Origin of the sequence: Acidocella sp. KAb 2-4, from assembly GCF_020567705.1 — a bacterium.
In the GTDB taxonomy this organism is placed as follows: domain Bacteria; phylum Pseudomonadota; class Alphaproteobacteria; order Acetobacterales; family Acetobacteraceae; genus Acidocella.
This window is the reverse complement of the sequence record NZ_JAJDJU010000045.1, coordinates 1-7,242: the sequence shown is the minus strand read 5'-3', so window position 1 is coordinate 7,242 and position 7,242 is coordinate 1. Positions and strand designations below refer to the sequence as shown.

The window sequence follows — 7,242 nt, the reverse complement described above, 5'->3', positions numbered from 1 at the left end:
GGATGGACTGGTGCATCCAGGCAATTTCATACGTTTAAACAAGGTGCGCTTGTCTTTGGCCTCACACCTAAAATATGGGCGATGGCGTAGGTGAGATCGGGGCGGTTGACCGAGGCAAACCGCGGTGAGAGCGGCGCCAGACGGCGGATGCGGGTCCAGAACTGGGCTTCCAGCGCCTCGGTTTTTGGAGGGAAAAGCTCGAAGGACAGAGCAGGCGGCGGCGCGCTGGCGGCGGGTATGGGCAGTGGGCTGATCCGCTCGCCCGCCGGCCAGCGTGGCAGCGTGAGGCTGTTCATGCCGCCTGAGTTTTGGCGCGCAATTCTCGCGCAGCGGCGACCATGTTGGTAAGTGCGGGCGTCACCTCGCTCCATTGCCGGGTTTTCAGCCCGCAATCAGGGTTCACCCACAGCCGCTCTGGGGGAATGCGCAGGGCGGCCTTGGTCATCAGCGCGATGATCTGTGCCTGATCAGGGATGTTGGGCGAGTGGATGTCGTACACGCCGGGGCCGATCTCATTCGGGTAGGCGAAGCGCTCGAACACATCGAGCAATTCCATGTCGGAGCGCGAGGTTTCGATGGTGATGACATCGGCATCCATGCCGGCAATGGCTTCGATGATGTCATTGAATTCCGAGTAGCACATATGGGTGTGGATCTGGGTTTCATCGGCCACGCCGTTGGCGGTGATCCGAAACGCGTGCACGGCCCAATCCAGATACTCCCGCCATTCGGCCTTGCGCAGCGGCAGTCCTTCGCGCAAGGCCGCTTCGTCAATCTGGATGATGCGCACACCGGCTTCTTCAAGGTCGAGCACTTCTTCGCGGATGGCCAAGGCAAGCTGCGTGCAGGAAACTGAACGCGGCTGGTCATCGCGCACAAACGACCAGTTGAGGATGGTGACGGGCCCAGTCAGCATGCCCTTCATCGGCTTGGCGGTGAGCGAGGCGGCATAGCTGATCCACTCAACCGTCATCGGCTTCGGGCGGCTGATGTCACCATATAAAATCGGCGGTTTGACGCAGCGCGAGCCATAAGACTGCACCCAGCCGGCTTGGCTGAAGGCATAGCCGTCAAGCTGTTCACCGAAATATTCCACCATGTCGTTACGCTCGGCCTCGCCATGCACTAGCACATCGAGGCCCAGCTTTTCCTGCTCGCATAGGGCGTGCTTAATCTCAGCCCGCATGGCGCTCTTGTAGGCAGCTTCGTCGATATTCCCCGCCTTGAAAGCATTGCGCGCCAGGCGGATTGCCTTGGTCTGCGGAAACGAGCCGATGGTGGTGGTGGGGTAGAGCGGCAGCTTTAGCTGCGCCTGTTGTTTGACTGAGCGCACGGCAAAGGGGCTCTGGCGGTTGCCAAGTTCGGGCGTAATTGCGGCCACAGCGGCCTTCACCTCCGGGTTGTTCACCCGTTTCGAAGAATGCCGCGTGGCGATGGCATGGGCATTGGCGGCAAGTTCAGCCGCCACCGCGCGGCGCCCCTGGTTCAGGGCTTTGGCCAGCAGGCTGATTTCTTCGAGCTTCTGCACAGCGAAGGCCAGCCAGGATTTGATCTCGTCATTGAGCTTCTGCTCCTGGCGCAGATCGACCGGCACATGCAGCAGCGAGCAGGAAGGTGCGAGCCAGAGACGCTTCCCCAACCGGTCTGATACCGGCTCCAGCCAAGACAGAGTGGCATTCAGATCGGTCTTCCAGATGTTGCGGCCATTCACCACGCCGAGCGAGATGATCCGCCCCGGCAAAGCCGCCACCAGCGCCTCAACCTCGTCACGCGCGTTGATGGCGTCGAGATGCACACCCTGTACCGGCAACGTGGCGACAAGGGGCAGATTCTCCCGCAGCCGGCCGAAATAGGTGGCGAGTAGCAGCTTCACAGCGCCTTTGTTCAGCCCCGCATAAGCCGTCTCAAACGCTTTTCGCCAGGGCGCGTCGAGTTCGGTTACCAGGATCGGCTCATCGATCTGCACCCATTCGGCGCCTGCCGTGCCCAGAGCCGCGAGTAGCTCGGCATAGACCGGCAGCAATTTGGGCAGGAGGGCGAGCTTATCCGAGCCATCCTTGGCCTTGCCGAGCGCCAGATAGGTAAGTGGCCCGATGATCACCGGCTTAGCTGTCACGCCTTGCGCTTTGGCCTCGGCCAGCTGCGCGAGCAAACGTGAGGCATCGAACGAGAAGCTCGTGTTCGCATCAAATTCCGGCACGATGTAGTGATAATTGGTGTCGAACCATTTGGTCATCTCGCCCGCCGCGATGCCGCCACAGCAGGCGGCGTGATCTTCCGCACCCGCCGCCGAGCGGCCACGCGCGAGGCGGAAGTAGTTGTCCAGCGCTTCACCATGCCAGTCCCGCACGCGGGCGGGCAGATTGCCCAAAGTGAAGCTCATGTCGAGCACCTGATCATAGAACGAGAAATCACCCACCGGCAGCAAATTCAGCCCCGCTTGGTCACGCCAATGGCGGGCGCGGAGCATAGCACCCGTCTCAAACAGCGCCTCACGCGGGGATGCACCCTGCCAATAGGCTTCGAGCGCGAATTTCAGCTCGCGCCTGGCGCCAATGCGGGGAAAGCCGAGATTATGGGTAAAAGCCATTGGTCACCTGGTCATGAATGAAGAACTGACCGGCGATATAGGGAGTTGAATATATGAATAAAAATGATATGTTTTCATATATCGGTGAATTTCATTCATGAAAAGTCCATACCCATCCTTGAGCGCATCCATCTTTCCATCATCCATGAGGTTGAGCGTGAAGGCTCGTTGACCGCCGCAGTCGCCAAGCTCACCCTCACCCTCACCCAATCGGCGCTCTCGCACGCCATTGCCAAGCTCGAAGCCCAGCTCGGGGTGCGCCTCTGGCGGCGCGAGGGCCGTAGCCTGGCGCCCACCCAGGCGGGCGAGTTTTTGCAGGCCGTCGCCAACCGGCTGCTGCCGCATTTTGCCCGGGCCGATGAGCGGCTGACCCAGTTTGCTAAAGGCGAGCGGGGCAAGCTTCGGATCGGCATGGAATGCCACCCCTGCTATCAATGGTTGCTGAAAATCGTCGCCCCATACCTTGATTCCTGGCCGCGCGTGGAGGTGGATGTGCGCCCAACTGCGACATCCTGCGGCTTAAGCGACGTGCTCGAAAGCGGCCGTTTATCGTCGGGCTCGGGATACTGCGATATAACTAGAGGCATGTACTTAAGGAAGTACCGGAGGACGAAAATGTAGACCGGGCAATGACCATATTTTGGCATATATGCAGGGAGGAGTACGAACCAGAGTACAAATCTGAAGGATCCCGGGATGAGCGAGAAAATTGAACAGGGCCTATCGGCTGCGGAAGCCGCAAGGTTGTTGCAGCAGTTCGGAGCGAATGCCATTGCCGATACCTCGGAAGGTTGGCTGCATGCGCTGGTGGCGAAGCTTTGGGCTCCATTGCCCTGGATGCTGGAAGCGACGATTCTGCTGGAGTTGTTTCTCGGCCACGGGCCGCAGGCCCTGATAATTTCGGTACTGCTGATGTTCAACGCTGTGCTGGGACTGTCCCAGGAGGCCCGTGCCAAAGACGCGGTGGCGGTTCTGAGAAAAACACTCACGGTTATGGCCGCGGTCTGGCGGGATGGCATTTGGACGCGTATCGATGCGTCCGGCCTGGTACCTGGAGATTTCGTGAAACTCGCGCTTGGCGCGGTGGTGCCTGCCGACATTAAACTCGCTGCCGGCAGCGTAATGGTAGACCAATCAATGTTAACGGGGGAATCTCTGCCCGTGGAACGCAAACCAGGAGAACTGGTCTACGCCGGCGCGATGATTCGCCAAGGGGAAGCGACGGGAATCGTGGTGGCGACCGGCGCGCGTACCTATTTCGGCAAGACCGCCTCGCTGGTGCAGGATGCACACGGCGTCAGTGGTGAGCAGCGCGCGGTGCTAGCGGTAGTGCGGGACCTTGCTTTGGTCAACGGTGTTGTCGTGTTGGCGATGCTTGTCTATGCGCATGCGATCGGTAGGACATTTGATGAAACCGTGCCGTTGCTGCTGACTGCCCTGCTCGCCTCGATCCCAGTGGCACTACCTTCAACCTTCACGCTTGCGGCCGCACTTTCGTCACGGCGGCTGGTACGTGGATCCGTGCTGCCCACGAGGCTTGCGGCAATTAACGAGGCAGCGACAATGAGCCTGCTTTGCTCGGACAAGACCGGCACACTGACGCAGAATGCACTCTCAATTCAGAATATCGTGGGCTTCGGTGGTGTCGCGGAGGATGCGGTGCTGGCGGCGGCGGCGGCTGCGTCGTCGGAGGGTGGTGATCCGGTTGATCAGGTGATTATCGACGCCACACGGGCGCGGCGTGTGGCCGTTCCTATTCCCGCACATTTTGAACCTTTCGATCCGGCCCGGAAATACGCCGAGGCGCGGCTTGCAGATGGCGATCTGCTCCGTAAAGGAGCGCTCGGGGCACTGATATCCGTGCCGCTATCCGCTGAACAAGAGAATGCCCGGAAACATCTCACCGAAGCGGGCTGTAGGGTACTTGCGGTGACCCGAACCAATGCCACCACGACCGTTCTACTCGGATTCCTCGGCCTTGCCGACCCACCTCGCGAGGACGCGGCGAGCCTGATCACCGCCTTGCGCGATCTCGGCGTACGCGTGGTCATGGTAACGGGCGATGCGCCGGAGACCGCCGCAGTCATTGCCAAAGCCGTTGGGATCACCGGCGAAGTCTGTGATTCGGCGGCGCTGGAGAACCTCTCGGCGCCAGACGATTACAGCGTGTTTGCCGGCGTGTTCCCGGAACAGAAATTTCGTTTGGTAAAGCTGTTTCAACGTGATGGCCACGTGGTGGGTATGTGCGGCGATGGCACCAATGACGCTCCCGCGCTGCGTCAGGCGCAAATGGGGATCGCCGTCTCAACGGCAACCGATGTCGCCAAGGCAGCGGCGGGGTTGGTGCTGACATTGCCGGGGCTGGCCGGCATCCTGGATGCGATCCGTGAGGGGCGCGCGGCCTTCCACCGCATCCGAACCTATACACTCTCGATGGTGGTACGAAAAATTGCGTTTGTGCTCTATCTCGCCCTGGGTCTGGCCATTTCCGGACATGCGGTACTGACACCGCTACTGATGGTGTTGCTTCTGATCGTCAATGATTTCCTGACCATGGCGATCACCACGGATCGTGCTTTACCCTCCTCCCATCCCCGGCATTGGCGAATTGGCCGGATCGTCGGCGAAGGTGGAATTTACGGGCTGGCAACTCTCGGCTATGCCACGCTAATGCTGCAAATCGGCCGTGGCTTTTGGCATTTGCCGTTGGCGGAGATTCGGACACTTTCGTTTTTGACCCTGATGCTGGCGATCCAGGCGAGCGTCTATGTCATCCGCGAAGAACGCTGGTTCTGGTCGTCAGCGCCGAGCATTTGGTTGGCGGTCGCGACGGTCGCTACGGTTGCCTTCAGCCTTTTTGTTGCAGGGTTCGGTATATTGATGGCGCCGCTTAGTTGGAATATTCTGGGTATAACTATAGCCAGTGTTTTCCTCTTCACTTTTCTGCTCGACCTACTGAAACGCACCGTTGCCCTAGTTGAGCGCCAGATATTCTAGGCACTCAACTATCGGTCGACAGATACCAGTGGGTTGGGTTAGGGAATGCCCGCTCTTCATCATCGGATGTACGAAAGCTGCCATTCCGTTATCGGCCCGTCTCTGTCACGACCCGCATAATTTTGGGTGAGCAGCACCTCCACTTTGCCCACGTTTCCAGCTGGGTTAGGGCGTGATGTGCGCCATTGGGCTGAGCTTGCCAAAGCGCCGTCAGCCGATGAAGCTGCGCGCCCAATAGCGGTGGCGGGCGGAGGCTTCGCCCATGAAGGCCTGATATGTTACCCGCTACGTGCGTTTCCATTGGCCGTTGGCATCTCGGTAGTCTGTTATGCACTGAGCCAGTGCTGCACCCCGCCGCAGTGAGCACAAACGGCGCTGGTGGCGGGTGACGAAACCAGCAAGCTCCTCAGTGAACATCATACCAAGGATGTAGGATGTCCGGGCTGTGCAGTGCAATTAATTGCAAACCATAGAGGCGTGATGCTGTTCGTCCTCTGGCGTCGACATCTGTTCGGTTGACCGGTAGGCCTGATTTATGCAACGTTATCCCACTGAAGATGAGGGAGGCCTGGTATAATTTGACTTTGGGCTGCTCAATTATCTCCCGTGGCTGTGCATAAAAATTTGAAAGCGTTTTATAAAAGAACGCAAGAGCGGCGACAATTCCATGTTTTGCCGTCGAATGATGCCAATAGGCCTCTCAAAAAGCGGATGATCGAAATTCAGAAATGATACCGGTGCCGGGGTTAAACCTGCATGGCTCCACCTCGGCATGGTCGAAAGAAGGTCGCAGTATGAAATTAGGGGGTAGATGCAGTCTGCAGTCTGAGAGACGATGGCAAACTTCACGTCACGCAGACCGATAGCCTCAAGGACTTCTTCTGTTTGCAGTCTTAGAGGCGAACCATTCCTATGTGCAACCCAGCCAAAATTGAGGAGATCTTTAATACTGATCTGCTTCTTTTCCATTAAAGGATGTTTCTTCCGACAGACTATGCCGAGACTATCGTCAAATATTTTTGTTGTCTTGAGGCCGTGCCAGCGATCGGCCATCGACAAAGGGCCAATTACCAAGTCAATTTGGCCACTTTCCAGTTTGCCAGATAATTCATCAGTTGTTCCTACGGACAGATCAACAAAAACATCTGGATAATCTGAGACAAACAAACTTATTGTAGGGCTGAGAAGTTGCAGAGCGATGCCGGAAGGTGCGCCTACACGTAGCCGCCCGGCAAACCCTGCTTTCATCGAATCCAAATATACAGACGCTATTTCTTGTGCCTGGCGGATCGTTAAGCCTTCCTTCGCCAACTTCAAGCCAAGATCAGTCGGTTGGGCGCGCCGGCCAATTCGCTCAAATATAGGCTGACCAACGCGCTGCTCGACGAGACGTATATTCCGGCTAAGGGCCGGTTGGGTGAGACCAAGCGCATCAGCGGCGGCCTGGAAGGTGCCAGCCTCAACTATTGCGGATATTTGTGCCAGATATCTCGGGTCAATATGCATTTATAATATGGTGGCGCAATCTGGAATATATTTATATCAATAATGCATGGATTGTGGGGCCTTACAAGAACAAAATTATCAGAAATATCGTCCCGAGCGTGAGAATATCGAGGAAATCATCGCTCTGACCAGCAGCGCTGGGGCATTAA

At 57.8% G+C, this 7,242-nt stretch carries 4 protein-coding genes and 1 pseudogene; 2 read left to right on the top strand and 3 right to left on the bottom strand.

Annotated features, from left to right (window positions below):
• Positions 1–26: 26 nt before the first annotated feature.
• Both LI953_RS14885 and metE read right to left on the bottom strand, forming a co-directional pair.
• On the bottom strand, positions 27–296 hold the full coding sequence (locus LI953_RS14885; protein WP_227076884.1) for a methylenetetrahydrofolate reductase: 270 nt from the start codon (positions 294–296) through the stop codon (positions 27–29).
• Positions 293–2,590 carry a 5-methyltetrahydropteroyltriglutamate--homocysteine S-methyltransferase gene (metE, locus tag LI953_RS14880; RefSeq protein ID WP_227076883.1) on the bottom strand — a complete coding sequence of 766 codons (2,298 nt, stop codon included), beginning with the start codon at positions 2,588–2,590 and terminating at the stop codon, positions 293–295. Before metE ends, LI953_RS14885 begins: the two co-directional genes overlap by 4 nt.
• A 108-nt stretch (positions 2,591–2,698) precedes the next feature.
• Between metE and LI953_RS14875 the strand changes: the two are divergent.
• Together LI953_RS14875 and LI953_RS14870 are read left to right on the top strand one after the other, a co-directional pair.
• A pseudogene (locus LI953_RS14875) lies at positions 2,699–3,088 on the top strand (LysR family transcriptional regulator); the annotation flags it as partial.
• Between the two features lie 198 nt (positions 3,089–3,286).
• Positions 3,287–5,587 carry an HAD-IC family P-type ATPase gene (locus LI953_RS14870; protein ID WP_227076882.1) on the top strand — a complete coding sequence of 767 codons (2,301 nt, stop codon included), beginning with the start codon at positions 3,287–3,289 and terminating at the stop codon, positions 5,585–5,587.
• A 597-nt stretch (positions 5,588–6,184) separates the two neighbouring features.
• On the opposite strand, the gene LI953_RS14865 is transcribed toward LI953_RS14870, so the two are convergent.
• Positions 6,185–7,093, bottom strand: a complete 909-nt coding sequence (locus LI953_RS14865; RefSeq protein ID WP_227076881.1) for a LysR family transcriptional regulator — start codon at positions 7,091–7,093, stop codon at positions 6,185–6,187.
• Positions 7,094–7,242 lie beyond the last annotated feature (149 nt).

What these genes read in the sequence shown, in the direction of transcription:
- LI953_RS14885 (WP_227076884.1), bottom strand. Translation starts at nt 296, where the DNA reads ATGAACAGCCTCACGCTGCCACGCTGGCCGGCGGGCGAGCGGATCAGC.
- metE (WP_227076883.1), bottom strand. Translation starts at nt 2,590, where the DNA reads ATGGCTTTTACCCATAATCTCGGCTTTCCCCGCATTGGCGCCAGGCGC.
- LI953_RS14865 (WP_227076881.1), bottom strand. Translation starts at nt 7,093, where the DNA reads ATGCATATTGACCCGAGATATCTGGCACAAATATCCGCAATAGTTGAG.
- LI953_RS14870 (WP_227076882.1), top strand. Translation starts at nt 3,287, where the DNA reads ATGAGCGAGAAAATTGAACAGGGCCTATCGGCTGCGGAAGCCGCAAGG.